This is a genomic window from Mediterraneibacter sp. HA8405, from assembly GCF_056148955.1.
This window is the reverse complement of the sequence record NZ_CM148758.1, coordinates 3,039,269-3,054,300: the sequence shown is the minus strand read 5'-3', so window position 1 is coordinate 3,054,300 and position 15,032 is coordinate 3,039,269. Positions and strand designations below refer to the sequence as shown.

Annotated in this window: 7 protein-coding genes and 1 pseudogene; all 8 read left to right on the top strand. The window is 60.7% G+C overall.

Going from position 1 to position 15,032, the window contains the following annotated elements:
• The first annotated feature begins 7 nt into the window (after positions 1–7).
• Positions 8–262: a DUF4315 family protein gene (locus AC0QUU_RS14340; protein ID WP_193500444.1), complete on the top strand. Its 255-nt coding sequence runs from the start codon at positions 8–10 to the stop codon at positions 260–262.
• Positions 252–1,034 carry a DUF4366 domain-containing protein gene (locus AC0QUU_RS14335; protein WP_474543542.1) on the top strand — a complete coding sequence of 261 codons (783 nt, stop codon included), beginning with the start codon at positions 252–254 and terminating at the stop codon, positions 1,032–1,034. Before AC0QUU_RS14340 ends, AC0QUU_RS14335 begins: the two co-directional genes overlap by 11 nt.
• Before the next feature lie 193 nt (positions 1,035–1,227).
• Positions 1,228–3,330: a DNA topoisomerase 3 gene (locus AC0QUU_RS14330; protein WP_474543541.1), complete on the top strand. Its 2,103-nt coding sequence runs from the start codon at positions 1,228–1,230 to the stop codon at positions 3,328–3,330.
• Positions 3,327–3,608 (top strand): immunoglobulin, encoded by a 282-nt coding sequence (locus AC0QUU_RS14325; protein ID WP_072849832.1) that lies wholly within the window; start codon positions 3,327–3,329, stop codon positions 3,606–3,608. The genes AC0QUU_RS14330 and AC0QUU_RS14325 overlap by 4 nt, the downstream gene beginning before the upstream one ends.
• Positions 3,609–3,610: 2 nt before the next feature.
• Positions 3,611–6,742, top strand: a complete 3,132-nt coding sequence (locus AC0QUU_RS14320; RefSeq protein WP_474543540.1) for an LPD16 domain-containing protein — start codon at positions 3,611–3,613, stop codon at positions 6,740–6,742.
• 1 nt (position 6,743) lies between these two features.
• Positions 6,744–6,959 carry a transposon-transfer assisting family protein gene (locus AC0QUU_RS14315; protein ID WP_007045895.1) on the top strand — a complete coding sequence of 72 codons (216 nt, stop codon included), beginning with the start codon at positions 6,744–6,746 and terminating at the stop codon, positions 6,957–6,959.
• An 849-nt stretch (positions 6,960–7,808) separates the two neighbouring features.
• A complete protein-coding gene (locus AC0QUU_RS14310; protein ID WP_072849828.1) occupies positions 7,809–8,165 on the top strand; it encodes a TnpV protein in 357 nt (118 codons plus the stop codon).
• A gap of 377 nt (positions 8,166–8,542) precedes the next feature.
• Positions 8,543–15,031: pseudogene (locus AC0QUU_RS14305) on the top strand (SNF2-related protein); the annotation flags it as partial.
• Position 15,032 lies beyond the last annotated feature (1 nt).

The following is a 15,032-nucleotide window of genomic DNA, read 5'->3' as shown; positions in this document are numbered from 1 at the left end:
TTTGACTATGGCTAAAAACAAAATCGAGCGCATCGACCAGGAGATCGCCAAAACTCGCGAGAAGATCGCGGAACAGCAGGAAAAGCTGAAAGACCTGGAAGCGCAGAAAACCGAGGCGGAGAACCTGGAGATCGTCCAGATGGTGCGCGCCCTGCGCATGACCCCGGCCCAGCTGTCCGCCATGCTGTCCGGCGGCATGGTGCCCGGCCGGGCGGCGGGTCCCGCTGATTCTGAACAGGAGGAAATGACCCATGAAGAATAAGAAGATTTTCAGAACCTTTGCCGCCCTTTGCACCTGCCTGATGCTGATGGGCGGCTTTTCTGTGACCGCCTTTGCCCAGGGCGCTGACCCTGCACCGATAGCCACACTGGCTGCGGACGCCACCAATGACAGCAACGTGGTGGTGGAGGAAACTGAGGACAGCCCCGCCCTGACCCCGGAGGGCAACGCGGCCCTGGTGGATGACTTTGGCGGCAACAAGCAGCTCATCACCGTCACCACCAAGGCAGGCAACTACTTTTATATCCTCATTGACCGCGCCAACAAGGACAAGGAGACTGCCGTCCACTTCTTGAACCAGGTGGATGAGGCCGATCTGGAGGCGCTGATGGAGGACGGTGAGACGGCGCAGGAAGCCCCCGCCGTCTGCAACTGCACCGAGAAGTGTGCCGCCGGTGCGGTGAACATGGCCTGCCCGGTGTGCGCCGTGAATATGGCGGAGTGTACGGGCCAGGAGCCGGAACCCACCCCTGACCCGGAGGCAGAAACCGAGCCGGAACAGGAACCGGCAGGGCTGAACCCGGCGATGCTGCTGGTGGTGCTGGCTGTGCTGGGCGGCATCGGTGCGCTGGTCTACTTCAAATTCATCAAGCAGAAGCCCAAGACCAAGGGCAGCGATGACCTGGATGATTACGACTACGGCGAGGACGATACCGAACAGGAGGATGCGGACCCCTGGGAGACCGAGGAATCCGACGAGCCGGAGGACGCCGACGGGGGCGGCGATGAGAAAAGCGAGACCCCGGCCAAATGACCCGGTTCACCGACAACCCCTTTGAACCCATGATGACGCGCAGGCCGGAGGGCGGGAAGGCGGCTTCCCGCCCTCCCTCTTTATCTCCCGGCCACCCCTGTTATGGCTGTGGAAACTACCGCCCCGGCCAGCCCTGCGTGGGCTTTTGCCACAAAGAGCTGACTGCGTGGCTGCGTGAAAGGAGGAAGCAAAAATGAAATTGGTAATTGCCGAGAAACCCTCGGTGGCAAACTCCCTGGCCGCCGTGCTGGGGGCCGCCACCCGCAAAGATGGCTATTTAGAAGGCAACGGCTGGCTGGTGAGCTGGTGCCTGGGGCACCTGGCCGGGCTGGCGGATGCCGCCGCCTACAACCCCGACTATGCCAAGTGGCGCTATGACGATCTGCCGATTTTGCCGGAGACCTGGCGCTTTACCATCGCCAAGGACAAGCGGGAACAGTTTGACGTGCTGCGCACCCTGCTGCGGCGGGAGGACGTGACCGAGGTAGTCAACGCCTGCGATGCCGGGCGCGAAGGTGAGCTGATCTTCCGCACGGTCTACTGCCTGGCGGGCTGTACCAAACCCATGAAACGGCTGTGGATCAGCAGCATGGAGGATTCCGCCATCCGGGAGGGCTTTGCACACCTGCGCCCCGGTACGGACTATGACGGGCTGCACCAGGCGGCCCTCTGCCGGGCCAAGGCCGACTGGCTGGTGGGTATCAACGCCACCCGGCTGTTTTCGGTGCTGTACCACCGCACCCTCAATATCGGGCGGGTCATGTCCCCGACGCTGGCCCTCATCGTCCAGCGGGAGGCCGAGATCGACGCCTTCAAGCCGGTGCCGTTCTATTCTGTGGCTCTGGACCTGCCCGGTTTTACTGCTGCCAGCGCCCGCATGGACAAGAAAGCCGATGCCGAACAGTTGAAAACTGTCTGTCAGGGTGCGGCCGCCACGGTGAAACAGGTGGAGCGCAGGGACAAATCCGAGAAGCCACCCGCCCTCTATGACCTGACCACCCTCCAACGGGACGCCAACCGCCTGTTGGGCTATACGGCGCAGCAGACGCTGGACTATCTGCAAAACCTCTATGAAAAGAAGCTCTGCACCTATCCCCGGACGGACAGCCGCTACTTGACTTCTGATATGGCCGAGGGCCTGCCGGTGCTGGTGAATTTGGTCGCCAACACCATGCCGTTCCGCAAGGGCATCGCCATTTCCTGCGATGCGGCGGCGGTCATCAACGACAAGAAAGTGACCGACCACCATGCCGTGATTCCCACCCGGAACATCCGGGAGGCGGATCTGATCGCGCTGCCGGTGGGCGAACGAGCGATTTTGGAGCTGGTGGCCCTGCGGCTGCTGTGCGCTGTGGCCCAGCCCTATATCTTTGCGGAAACTGCCGTTGTTGTGGAGTGCGATGGCGCGGAGTTCACCGCCAAAGGCCGCACGGTGAAGCAACCCGGCTGGCGGGCGCTGGATGCCGCCTACCGGGCCAGCATGAAAAGTGCGCCGGAACAGGACGGCAATTCCGAAGATAAGGCGCTGCCGGAACTGGCCGAAGGCCAGGAGCTGCCGGTCGCCGGTGCCGCCGTCAAGGAGGGCAAGACTACCCCGCCCAAGCATTTCACCGAGGACACCCTGCTCTCCGCGATGGAAACTGCCGGGAAGGACGATATGCCGGAGGACGCCGAGCGCAAAGGGCTGGGCACCCCCGCCACCCGCGCCGGGATTTTGGAGAAGCTGGTGTCCACCGGCTTTCTGGAACGCAAAAAGAACAAGAAAACCGTGCAGCTTTTGCCGTCCCACGATGCCATTTCCCTGATTACCGTCCTGCCGGAGCAGCTTCAATCCCCGCTGCTGACCGCCGAGTGGGAGTACCGGCTGGGTGAGATCGAGCGCGGCGAGCTGGCCCCGGAGGACTTCATGGCCGAGATCACCGCCATGCTGAAGGAGCTGGTGGGGACCTATCAGGTCATCAAGGGCAGCGAGTACCTGTTTGCCCCGCCCCGCGAGGTGGTGGGCAAATGCCCCCGCTGCGGCGGTGAGATTGCAGAAATGCAAAAAGGCTTCTTCTGCCAGGACAAATCTTGCAATTTTGCAATCTGGAAGAATAACAACTGGTGGGCAGCGAAGCGCAAGCAGCCCACCAAAGCCCTTGTGGCGGCGCTGCTAAAAGATGGCCGCGCCCATGTGGCGGGGCTGTACTCCGAGAAAAGCGGCAAGACTTACGACGCCACCGTGGTGCTGGAGGATACCGGCCAGTACGTCAACTTCAAGCTGGACTTTGACCGGCAGAAAGGCGGCGGCAAATGAAACTGAGTTTGTATGAACAGGAAACGATTATCCTCTACAACCAGGCCGAGGCCACCGCCGAGGTCTATTCCCACGACCCGCGCCTGCTGGAAAAGCTGCGGCGGCTGGCGGAGAAGTACCCGGACCAGATCGTGAAAAAGGACCGTCAGACCTTTACGGTGCCCAAACGCTGCGTGTCGGTGCGGGAGCCGTACAGCGCCGAGCGCCGCAAGGCCGCCAGCGAACGGGCCAAGGCCGCCGGGTACAAACCACCCATCCCGAAAGCGGGCGGCAAGTGAGCATGGGCGAGAGCGTCTTTGAAGTCGTAAAACAGTCCGTCACCGTCCGGGAGGCGGCGGAGCTTTACGGCATCGCGGTGGGGCGCGGCGGCATGGCCTGCTGCCCCTTCCACGATGACCGCCACCCCAGCATGAAGGTGGACACCCGTTTCCACTGTTTTGGCTGCGGCGCAGACGGCGACGTGATCGACTTCACCGCCCGGCTCTATGACCTGTCCCCCAAGGAGGCCGCCGAAAAGCTGGCCCAGGATTTTGGCCTTTCCTATGACAGCAAGGCCCCGCCCCGGCGAAGCTATGTCCGGCAAAAATCCGAGGCGCAGGTACGGAAAGAAAAACGGGAACACGGCTGGCGCGTCCTGACGGACTACTACCACCTGCTCCGAAAATGGGAGGCCGACTATCCCCCCAAGATGCCGGACGAGGACCCGCACCCGCGCTTTTTGGAGGCCATCCAGAAAAAAGACTACATGGGCTATCTGCTGGACACCTTTCTCGACAGCAGCACCGAGGAACAGGACCAGTGGATCGCAGAACACACCGCTGAAATTTCGGCCATAGAAGGGAGAGTGAACATCATGGCTGACAAACCCACCAACCGGGAACGGTTGCAGCAAATCACGGCGGGCATCGAGCAGGGTATCAAGGAGCTGTTCGAGAGCGAAAAGTATATGCGCTACCTGTCCGTGATGTCCCGGTTCCACCGCTACTCCGTCAACAACACCATGCTCATCTATATGCAGAAGCCGGACGCCACGCTGGTGGCCGGGTACAACAAGTGGAAAAATCAGTTTGAGCGTCATGTGAAGCGCGGCGAACACGGCATTACCATCATTGCGCCCACGCCATTCAAGAAAAAGATTGAGGAACAGAAGCTGGACCCGGACACCAAGGCCCCCATCCTGGACGCAGAGGGCAAGGCGGTCATGGAGGAACGGGAAGTTGAGATCCCCATGTTCCGCCCGGTGAAGGTGTTCGATGTAAGCCAGACGGACGGCAAACCCCTGCCGGAGCTGGCGTCCACCCTGTCCGGGAACGTCCAGAACTACGAGGCTTTCATGGAGGCGCTGCGCCGGTCCGCGCCGGTGCCGCTCTCTGTGGAGCCGATGGCAGCCAACATGGACGGATATTTCTCGCCGGACCGGCAGCGCATCGCCATCCGTGCTGGCATGAGCGAGGTACAGACCGTTTCCGCCGCCGTCCATGAGATCGCCCACAGCAAGCTGCACAACTACGCTAAGGCTCAGGAGGAAGCGGTCAGGGCCGGTGACAAGGAGCCGCCCAAGAAGAAAGACCGCAACACCGAGGAGGTGGAGGCCGAGAGCATTTCCTACGCGGTTTGCCAGTATTACGGTATCCAGACCGGCGAGAACAGCTTCGGCTACATCGCCAACTGGAGCCAGGGTAAGGAGCTGCCGGAGCTGCGGGCCAGTTTGGAAACTATCAATAAGACCGCCGGTGAGCTGATTAACGACATCGACCGGCACTATAAGGTTATCTGCAAGGAGCGCGGTATTGACCTGACTGCTGCCCCGGAACCGCAGCTGGACCCTATCGAGCAGCTGGCAGCCGACATCGACCAGTTTTCTTTTGACTACGATACCTATGAATATCGGGATCAGGTGGATAATCGTGAGGATGCGCTGCGGGAACTGACCGCTACGCTCCGCAGCGGGGATGCCAGCGGTGTTCGGGACTGGCTCCAGGAATTTGCCGATGAAAATGAACCTGGAGAAGCGGTCACAAAAGCTGCCGAGCTGTTGGATCGTCTGGACCAGCTGGTGCCGGAACCTGACCCCAACCTTGTGAAAATGGCGGATGAAGCGAGGGCGATGGGCGTAGATACTGCGTGGAACTCTGATAAGGAATTCCCGGTATCCTTCGATACTGAAAGGACCCAGCCCAGCGCCGAAGCCCAGGAGGCCCTGTTGCTGGTTGATGATGCCACTTATCTTCATGTTCAGTCCTGCGACACCGGCTGGGACTACACGCTCTACGATGCAGCGACCATGAAGCAGCTGGACGGCGGCCAGCTGGATGCGCCGGAGCTGTCGCTGTCCACCGCTGCGCTGAAAATCTGTGAGATGCGCGGCATGGGCGGCCAGTCCATTCGCTATGCACCGCTGTCCATGATCGAGACCTTGCAGGAGGCGGCAATCCAACAGATGCAGGCAGCGGCCCAAGCCGCTGTGCCGGAAGTCACCCAGCTGCCGGATGCCCCGGAGCAGGCGCTGGACGAATACCCCATGCCGGACCCGGCGCTGACCCAAGACGATTTGGAAAAGTGCGGCTACCTGGACAGCGACCTTCTGCCCCTTTCCAAAGAACGCGCCTATGAGCTGATGGCGCAGGACCTAACCGTTTACATGGTCCAGCAGGGCGAAAACCCCGCGATGGCCTTTGATACTGCCGACCTGGACGCTCACGATGGCATTTTTGCCGTCACCCGTGAGGAATGGGAGGATAGTCCCTCCTTTGATGCTCAGGTCAAGGAGCGTATGGACCACCAGCAGGAACGAGAGCAGGCGTTTCTCAACCACAAGGGCGATTGTTATGCCATCTATCAGGTGAAGCACACCGACGAACTGAGGGACATTCGCTACGAGGGGCTGGAATGGATCAAGTCCATCGGGCGGACTGTGCAGCGCGATAACTACGATCTGGTCTATACTGCGCCGCTCACACCCGGCGACCTGAAAGGCAGCGTGCTGGATAATCTTGAATACCGCTTCAACAACGAACACCCTGCCGACTACCGCCACCCGTCTATGAGCGTCAGTGACATCGTTGCCATCAAGCAGGACGGCAAGGTATCCTGTCATTACTGCGACAGTTTTGGCTTTCAGCAAATCCCCGGCTTCCTGCCGGACAATCCGCTGAAAAGTGCGGAGATGACGGTTGAGGACGACTATGGCATGATCGACGGCGTTATCAACAACGGCACCAAGGAGCCGACGGTGGCCCAGCTGGAACAGCAGGCCCGCAGCGGCCAGCCCATCTCTCTCATGGATTTGGCGGCCGCCGCCCACCGGGAAGATCGGGACAAGAAGAAGTCCGTCATGGATCAGCTGAAAAGTCAGCCTAAATCCGAACACAAAAAGACAGCGCCCAAAAAGAGCGCGGAAAGGGAGATCTGATATGAACGCTATGACCTTTGAGGAAACCAATTTGCTGTGTATCTACAACCCCGGCAGTCGCCTGGGAGCCATCGAGGCGTTGTCCGAGATGCGTGGCCATCTGGAGCCGGACGAGACCGAACTGCTGGCCCTGACCGACAGCACCCTCGCCAAGCTGCGTGCCATGACTGACGTCGAGTTTGACGAGCTGGAACTGTACCCGGATTTTGACGAGTAACACCCTGTTTTGACCAGCCGGGGCGGCCACCGTGCCGCCCCTTTTCGATTCCTGAATGGAAGGGAGGACAGATAACCATGCCAACCAAAGCAGAAATGTACGCGCAGATGGCGGAGAAGGTCGCGGTCCAGCTCACCGGCAGTTGGCAGGAGTGGGCGGGCTTTCTCACCACTGCTGCCAGGCTCTACAAGTATCCATTCCATGAGCAGCTGATGATCTACGCTCAGCGCCCGGACGCTACCGCCTGCGCCGAGTACGACCTGTGGAATGACCGCATGGGCCGGTATGTGCGGCGCGGTTCCAAGGGCATCGCCCTGGTGGACGATTCCGGGGACCGGCCCCGCCTGCGCTATGTGTTCGATATTTCCGACACCGGCACGCGGGAACATTCCCGCACCCCCTGGCTGTGGCAGCTGGAGGAACGGCACATTGGGCCTTTGTCGGCTATGCTGGAACGCAACTACGATGTGAGCAGCAACGACCTGGCCCAGCAACTGGCTGATGTGGCCGCCAAGCTGGCGGAGGAATACTGGGACGAACACAGGCAGGACATTCTCTATATCGTTGACGGTTCCTTTTTGGAGGAGTACGATGAGTACAACATCGAGGTGCAATTCAAATCCGCCGCCACCGTCAGCATCACCTATGCCCTCATGTCCCGCTGCGGGCTGGAACCGGAGCAGTATTTCGGCCATGAAGATTTCATGCCGATCTTCGACTTCAACACCCCTGCGGCCATCGGGGCGCTGGGCACGGCGGTCAGCCAGGTAAACCAGCAGGTGCTGCGGCAGATCGGCGTCACCATCCAGAACTATGAACGTGAACAACTCGCAGAAAGGAGCGTCACACATGGAGAACAACCTGACTTACACGAGGAACGGAGATTACCTGATTCCCGACCTGAACCTGACCGAGCAGCCGCAGAGGCCCCTGGGCAAGTACGGCAGGATGCGCAAAGCGTACCTGAAGGAGCATCGGCCCATCCTGTACAACCAGCTGCTGATGAGCGAGAAGCTGTACCCGCACCTTCAGGAGATCGACGAGACCGCGAACAGCCGTCTGGAGCAGATGATGCCCCGGTTGGCCGAGGCGGCGGGCGCGACGGAGGAACTGAAAGCCCGCGACCCGATGCAGTGGGTGGGCCTGATGAACACCTGCAAGGCCCAGGCCGAGGAGATTCTGATGGCGGAACTTATCAACAGCTGAGCTTAAACCTGTTCCTCTCCGAAGCGGAACAAATCCAGAAAATTGATGAAGCAGAGAGTGTGAAAACGCCCTCTGCTTCTTTTTTTGCCCAGGAGCAGCCGCAGCCAGAAGCTGGCGACTATGAGGCGGAGGCGGCAAGGCTCACTCTCCGGGAGCTGCATGAGCGATACAAACCCATTGTGTTGGAGGCCGTTACCAAAGACACCAGATACCAGAACACCTGCGGTCACAGTGATTATGAAAGCGCCGTGATCGAAGGAAGATCGGCTATCCAGCGCGCTGTTTTAGCGTCTGGCAATAAGGAGCTGCTTCACCTCTATTCCTACACCCCGGAGTTCCGGCAGCGCCTTCACCGTGAAGTCATCGCTGAGACTTATCCCAAGCTCCATGAGATGCTGCGCCCACTTTCGGACAATGACATTGACCGAGCTATCCAGGACTGGAACGGCAAGATCGAAAGCAAGCACGCCGTTGTCCGCTACATGAAAGACCATGCGCGGGAAAAAGATACCGCCGAATGGCTGGCCCATGAGTTTGACGGCGGCGACGGCAAAACCCCGTTTGCAGTACGCCCGGAAAGCCCCAATGGAACGATGCTGCCCTGGCCCAAGGTGCAGCGCCGGATCGCCCAGCTTATCAAGGAAGATCGGTTCTATGCCCAAGAAGAACAGGACCGTTTTGACAGCATCGACCCCATCGCCATTCGGGAGGCCCTGGCCGAGCGCGGCATCGTGAACGGCCAGGTGGTGGACCCGGAAAAGCTGGACAATGACCCGTTTATCCAGCAGGTCATGGCCGACGTGGAACGTGCCGCCGGAGGGGATGAGCCGGAAGCCTACACCAGCCCAGGTGGCCACACCTATCACCCAGGAGATGCCATAGACGCTTTCATTGATGATAAAAGCCCCGTGGTTCGGATGGTTCTTGACCATGTTGACGAGGATTACATTTGGTACACCATGCCCAGCGTCCCTGACCAGGAGCCAGTGGAGATGCGGCGCGAAATATTTGAGAAATATCTGGACAATGGTGAGTTCCTGCCTGTACCTGTGCCGGACTTATCCGGCCAGCCCATCACCCGCGAGGGCGACACCCTCACCATCGGCAGCGGTGAACCCACCCATGAGATGGATATTACCGTATCGGATGAGGAATATGAAGCCATCCGGCAGGCTATCCCGGAGAAAAAGGTCTATGACCCTGCTGCGCCGGTCTATCATGTGGGTGATACGGTTTATCTGGACAATCAGGAATACCAGATCACCGAGCTACGGGAGGACACGGTGCAGCTGCTGCCCTCTGGCATGAGCTACCCCATCTTCCGGGCCGAGAGCCGGGAGCGGTTCGAGACGCTGCTGCGTGCGGACACCCGCAACGAAGCCATCAACGAATTTTTGCCTGTAAACCCCGACACGGCTGACCAGGACCTGCGGGACGTGCTGGTCCACGGCCTGATCGGCGCGCCGGACAAGGCGGAGCTGTCCGAGCTGTTGCACACTGGCAAGCCCAACCGCGAGATCGCCCAATGGCTGGGCCGGGCCTTCCCCGGCATCATCGAAACGATGGAGCTGGAGACCGGCGATACCGCCGACTACCGCACCACGTCCGAAGGCATCGAGTTGGAAGTGCTGGATGCTGACGAAAAGCGGCTGGCCATGCTGTATTTTCGCTGGGATGAGGTCGCGCCCCTGCTGCGCGGGCTGTATGCCCGTCAGCTGGACGGCTTTGGGCAGGAGCAGGCCGAACCGTACATGGAAGCCCCTGCTGCCGTGGAAGAACCTGCCGAAGCTGCCAAGCCCGTCGAGGAACCCGCCGCCGAGGCCCCGGCGTTCCATTCCGAACCGGTGACCGTCTATCCTGGCGAACAGAACCATTTGCCCTATGACGTAGTGGTGGAACGGCTGCACGTTGACCAGCCGGAACCCACGCCGCCCGAACCGCGTCCGCCTGAGAATTTCCGCATTCTGGACGATGACCTGGGGAAAGGCGGGCCAAAGGAAAAATTCTGGTGCAATATCAAAGCAATCGCCACACTGAAGCAGATCGAGCAGGAAAATCGCTATGCCACCCCAGAAGAACAGCATATTCTCTCGCAATATGTAGGCTGGGGCGGGCTGGCGGATGCCTTCGACCCTGACAAACCCGCGTGGGCCGCTGAGTATGCGGAGCTGAAGGAACTGCTGACCCCGGAGGAATATGAGGCGGCCAGGGCCTCCACCCTCAACGCCCACTACACCAGCCCCACCGTCATCCGCGCCGTTTATGAAGCTGTGGAGCAGATGGGCTTCCGCACCGGCAACATTCTGGAGCCGTCGATGGGCGTGGGCAATTTCTTCGGCTTACTGCCGGAGAGCATGACCGGGAGCCGTTTGTACGGTGTGGAGCTGGACAGCATTTCCGGGCGCATCGCCAGGCAGCTTTACCCCAAAGCCGACATCACCGTGGCGGGCTTCGAGACCACCGACCGGCGGGACTTCTATGACCTTGCCATCGGCAACGTCCCTTTCGGACAGTATCAGGTGAACGACAAAGCCTACAACAAGCTGGGCTTCAACATTCACAACTACTTCTTTGCCAAGGCGCTGGATCAGGTGCGGCCGGGCGGCGTGGTGGCTTTCGTCACCAGCCGCTATACAATGGACGCCAAGGATTCCACTGTGCGCCGGTATCTGGCCCAGCGGGCCGAGCTACTGGGGGCCATCCGCCTGCCTAACAACGCTTTCCGCGCCAACGCCGGGACCGATGTGGTATCCGACATCCTGTTTCTGCAAAAGCGGGACCGTCCGCTGGACATCGCCCCGGACTGGACCCAAACCGGCCGGACCGAGGAAGGCTTCACGGTCAACCAATATTTTCTGGATCACCCGGAGATGGTGCTGGGCCGCCCTACCGCCGAAAGCACCCAATACGGCAAGCAGGACTACACCGTGGCCCCCATCGAGGGGTTGGAGCTGGCCGACCAGCTGCACGATGCCGTACAGCACATCCACGGCACCTACCAGGAGGCCGCACTGCCGGAGCTGGGCGATGGCGAGGACATCGACGAATCCCTCCCGGCTGACCCCAACGTGAAGAACTACTCCTATACGGTGGTGGACGGCGCGGTGTACTTCCGGGAAAACAGCCGCATGGTGCGCCCTGACCTGAACGCCACCGCCGAGGCCCGCGTCAAAGGGATGGTGGGGCTGCGGGATTGTGTGCAACGGCTCATCGACCTGGAGATGGACGCCGCCGCGCCGGATGCCGACATCCGGGCGCAGATGGCCGAGTTGAACCGCCGCTATGACGATTTCTCTGCCAAGTACGGCCTTATCAATGACCGGGCGAACCGGCTGGCTTTTGCCGATGACAGCAGCTATTACCTGCTCTGCGCGCTGGAGGTGCTGGACGAGGACGGCCAACTGAAGCGCAAGGCAGATATGTTCACCAAGCGCACGATCAAGCCCCATGAGGCCGTCACCGCCGTAGACACGGCCAGCGAGGCGCTGGCAGTCTCCATTTCTGAAAAAGCCTGCGTGGATATGGCCTACATGGAACAGCTCACCGGCAAAACCGGCGAGGAACTGGCCGCTGAACTGCGGGGTGTGATTTTCCGCCTGCCCGGCCCGGTGCCGGAGGGCGAACGGCCCCAATACGTCACGGCGGACGAGTACCTGTCCGGCAACGTGCGCCGGAAGCTCCGCCAGGCCCAGCGGGCTGCGGAACAGGACCCGGCCTTTGCGGTCAACGTGGAGGCCCTGACCGCCGCCCAACCCAAAGACCTGGACGCTTCCGAGATCGAGGTGCGGCTGGGGGCAACGTGGATCGACAAGGAGTACATCCAGCAATTCATGTACGAGACCTTCGACACGCCTTTTTACCTCCAGCGCAGCATTGAAGTCTACTACACCCCCTTTACGGCGGAGTGGCAGATCTCCGGCAAAAATGTCGTGGGACAAAACAACGTGGCCGCCTACTCGACCTACGGGACTGGCCGTGCCAACGCCTATAAAATCCTCGAAGATTCCCTGAACCTGCGGGACGTGCGTATCTACGACACCGTGGAGGACGCGGACGGCAAGGAACGCCGGGTGCTGAACGCCAAGGAGACCACCCTGGCCGCCCAAAAGCAGCAGGCCATCCGGGAGGCGTTCAAGGACTGGATTTGGCGCGACCCGGAGCGGCGGCAGGCATTGGTGCGCCAGTACAATGAGGAAATGAACAGCACCCGCCCCCGCGAGTATGACGGCAGCCACATTGTGTTCGGCGGTATGAACCCGGCCATCACCCTGCGGGAACACCAGAAAAATGCCATCGCCCATGTGCTGTACGGCGGCAACACGCTGCTGGCCCATGAAGTGGGCGCAGGCAAGACCTTTGAAATGGTGGGGGCCGCGATGGAGGCCAAACGGCTGGGTCTTTGCCAAAAGAGCTTATTCGTGGTGCCAAACCACCTGACCGAACAGTGGGCTTCGGAGTTCCTGCGGCTGTACCCGTCCGCCAACATCCTGGTGACAACCAAAAAGGACTTCGAGAAGCATAACCGCAAGAAGTTCTGCGCCCGCATCGCCACCGGCGACTACGATGCCATCATCATAGGCCACTCCCAGTTCGAGAAAATCCCCATCAGCAAGGAACGCCAGGAGCGGCTGCTGCATGAGCAGATTTGGGAAATCACCGAGGGCATCGCTGAGGTGGAGGCCAGCGGCGGCGAGCGGTTCACGGTCAAGCAGCTGGAGCGCACGAAAAAATCTCTGGAGGCACGGCTGGAAAAGCTGCAAGCGGAAGGCCGCAAGGACGATGTGGTGACCTTTGAGCAGCTGGGCGTGGACCGGCTGTTTGTGGATGAGGCACACAACTACAAGAACCTCTTTCTCTACACAAAAATGCGCAACGTGGCGGGCCTCTCCACCACGGATGCGCAGAAATCTTCGGATATGTTCGCCAAGTGCCGCTACATGGATGAGATCACCGGCAGCCGGGGCGTTATCTTTGCCACCGGCACGCCAGTTTCCAACAGTATGACCGAGCTTTACACCATGCAGCGGTATCTCCAATATGACCGGCTGCAAGAGCTGGGCATGGCACACTTTGACTGCTGGGCCTCCCGGTTTGGCGAGACCGTGACGGCGCTGGAGCTGGCCCCGGAGGGCACCGGCTACCGGGCACGCACCCGGTTCAGTAAATTTTTCAACCTGCCGGAGCTGATGAACCTATTCAAAGAGGTGGCGGACATCAAGACCGCCGACCAGCTGCACCTGCCCACCCCGCAGGTGGAGTACCACAACATCGTGGCCCAGCCCACCGACATCCAGAAAGAGATGGTGAAGGCCCTCTCCGAGCGTGCGTCCGAAGTACACCGGGGCAGTGTGGACCCATCGGTGGACAATATGCTCAAGATCACGTCGGATGGGCGCAAGCTGGGCCTGGACCAGCGGATCATCAACCAGATGCTGCCGGACGAACCGGGCACCAAGGTCAACCAGTGCGTGGACACCATCATGCAGATCTGGCGGGACGGCGAGGCCGGCAAGCTGACCCAGCTGGTGTTCTGCGACATTTCCACGCCCCAGGCCAAGCACGCCAAAAAGGTGGCGAAGGCGCTGGACAACCCGACCCTCCACGCTTTGGAGGACGCGGTGCCGCTGGACGAGCCGGAACCGGCTTTTACCGTGTACGAGGACATCCGGCAAAAGCTCATCGCCCAGGGTGTGCCCGCCGAGCAGATTGCCTTTATCCATGAGGCCAACACCGAGGTGCGCAAAAAGGAGCTGTTCTCCAAGGTCCGCACCGGCCAGGTGCGCGTCCTGCTGGGCAGCACGGCCAAAATGGGCGCGGGCACCAACGTGCAGGACCGCCTGGTGGCGCTGCATGACCTGGACTGCCCGTGGCGGCCCGGCGACCTGGCCCAGCGAAAGGGACGCATCGAGCGCCAGGGCAACCAGAACGAAACCGTCCATGTGTACCGCTATGTCACCGAGGGGACTTTCGACGCCTACCTCTGGCAGACGGTGGAAAACAAACAGAAATTCATCAGCCAGATCATGACCTCCAAATCGCCGGTGCGAAGCTGCGACGATGTGGATGAAACGGCGCTTTCCTTTGCTGAGATCAAGGCACTGTGCGCCGGGGACCCGCGCATCAAGGAGCGCATGGACCTGGATGTGGACGTGGCGCGGTTAAAGCTGATGAAGGCCGACCACCAGAGCAAGCAGTACCGCCTGGAGGACCAGCTGCTCAAAACCTTCCCGGAGGAGATCGAGAAAAACAAGGGCTTTATCGCCGGGCTGGAAACCGATATGAAAACGCTGGCGGAACACCCGCACCCGGAGGACGGTTTTGCCGGAATGGAAGTGCGGGGCGACACCCTCACCGACAAGGAGAACGCCGGGGCGGCGCTGCTGGACGCCTGCAAGGAGGTCAAAGGGGACGACCCGGTGCCGGTGGGCAGTTACCTGGGCTTCACCATGTCGGTGTCGTTTGACGCTTTCCGGCAGGAGTATATGCTCCTGCTGAAAGGCCAGATGACCCACCGGGCGACGCTGGGCACAGACCCCCGTGGAAACCTCACCCGTATCGACAATGCGCTCAGCCAGATGCCCCAGCGGCTGGAGGCGGTGAAGAACCAGCTGGACAATCTCTACCAGCAGCAGGCCGCCGCCAAGGCGGAGGTGGGCAAGCCATTCCCCTTTGAGGATGATTTGCGGGTAAAGTCCGCCCGGCTGGCCGAGCTGGACGTACTGCTGAACATGGACGGCCGGAGCCGCCCTGCGCCGGAGACGATGCTTGCCAAGAGCAGCCGCCCCTCGGTGCTGGAGGGTCTGAAACGCCCGGTGCCGCGCAATCCCGAAAAGAAACCCAAACACCACGAACAGGAGGTGCGATAAG